This window comes from Brevibacterium sp. CT2-23B (assembly GCF_013168765.1).
Lineage (GTDB): Bacteria > Actinomycetota > Actinomycetes > Actinomycetales > Brevibacteriaceae > Brevibacterium > Brevibacterium sediminis.
The window spans coordinates 1-1,545 of the sequence record NZ_JABBYK010000012.1 but is presented as its reverse complement, the minus strand read 5'-3'; the positions used below and the strand labels follow the sequence as shown (position 1 = coordinate 1,545).

The following is a 1,545-nucleotide window of genomic DNA, read 5'->3' as shown; positions in this document are numbered from 1 at the left end:
TGGAGTGGTCCCCAATAGTTGGACTGCTGTGGGGTCAGCATAGAGCAGTTGCCGGCTGTTCGGCTGTGGCGGTCTTGGTCCGATATTCCATCGGGGCAAGGCCGCCGAGTCGCATCGAGATCCTCTCAAAGTTATACCAATGAATGTACTCATCGATCGCTTTCTTCAGGTCCTCGATCGAGTCGAATTTCTGCAGATAGAACATCTCGGACTTCAACTGCCCGAAGAAATTCTCCGCCATCGCGTTATCCCAACAGTTTCCCTTCCGCGACATCGACGGTGTGGCACCGTGTTTGGCCAGGATCGCCGCCCACGACACGTGCTGGTACTGAAACCCCTGGTCCGTGTGCACCAACGGTTTCTGACCCGGCCGAAGCCCCTGACACGCATTCGTTAGTGACTCGTTCGTCAACGCCAGGTTCGGTGACGTCGACGTCGCGTACGACACCACACTGGTATCGAAGAGATCAATGATCGGTGACAGGTACAGTTTCTGATCCGCCACAGGAAATTCCGTGACGTCCGAGACCCATTTCTTATTCGGTTCATCTGCGGTGAATTCCCGGTTGAGGACGTTGCCGGCAACGCTGCCGATCGTGCCGCGGTGGGAGTTGTAGCGCTTCCTGCGCACCTTGGTCTTGATGCCCATGTCCTGCATCAACCGCAGCACTGTCTTCTTTGCGATCGTGATGCCTTCTTTGACCAAGACTGTCCAGATTTTGCGGTGCCCGTAGCATTCGCGGCTGTCGGTGAAGATCTCCCGGATCCGGCCTCTCACCTGCACATACGGGTCAGGCTTCTGATCGAAGCGTTTCTGGTGATAGAAGAACGTCGACCGGGCCAAACCCGCAATTTGCAGCAACACGGGCAGGGGGTAGTTCGCCTTGAGACTGGCAACAATGCGTGCTTTTACAGCTGCCCGTTCTGCCTCAAGGCCTTCAGTTTTTTTAGGTACGCGTTCTCCGCTTCGGCCCGCAGCAGTCGGTCTTGTAACTGGCGGTACTCGGCCAGGCTGATGTCCTCGACACGAGCCTTCTTCGCCAACACGTCCGGCTTCGCCGGGACCTGTTCAGCATCCGGGTCCTGCCCGTTGTCGATCGCCCGCATCCGAGCTGTCTTCCCCTTACCCGATGCTTTGCGGGGGGTGAAGGCGTCCTCGCCTTTGTTCCGGTACTCCTTCGCCCAGTCCAGGATGGGACGTGACGAGGCTAGACCGAGTTCCTTGGCGAGTTCGACTTTGTGTTCGCCGTTTAAGTACCGTTTCGCGGTCGCGATCTTCGTCTCTTTAGGGATGCGGCGGCGTTGATACGGTTCCATGACCGATATTGTTCCACGCACTAACCATCGGTCGTGGAGGAGTTTGAGCGTGGGTTTATGGACGTGGAGTTTCGTAGCGGTCGCAGCGTAACCCAGGCCCTGGCTAAAGAGTTCGATCGCGGCATGAGCTTGGTCGTTGGTGATCAGACAGTCCTGACGCATGGAGTGGTCCCTTTCAAGTTGGTTTGTGTTGATCACAGTCCAACTTTCGGGGACCACTCCAGCGCG

Annotated in this window: 2 protein-coding genes; both read right to left on the bottom strand. The window is 57.0% G+C overall.

Annotated elements, in window-relative coordinates; all coding sequences use genetic code 11:
- Positions 1 to 34: 34 nt before the first annotated feature.
- Entirely contained in the window at positions 35 to 865 is an 831-nt protein-coding gene (locus HIM68_RS18775; protein ID WP_367647591.1) for an IS3 family transposase, read from the bottom strand.
- A 44-nt stretch (positions 866 to 909) separates the two neighbouring features.
- A partial coding sequence (locus tag HIM68_RS18770; RefSeq protein ID WP_216657284.1) for a helix-turn-helix domain-containing protein occupies positions 910 to 1,545 on the bottom strand: 636 nt, incomplete at its 5' end.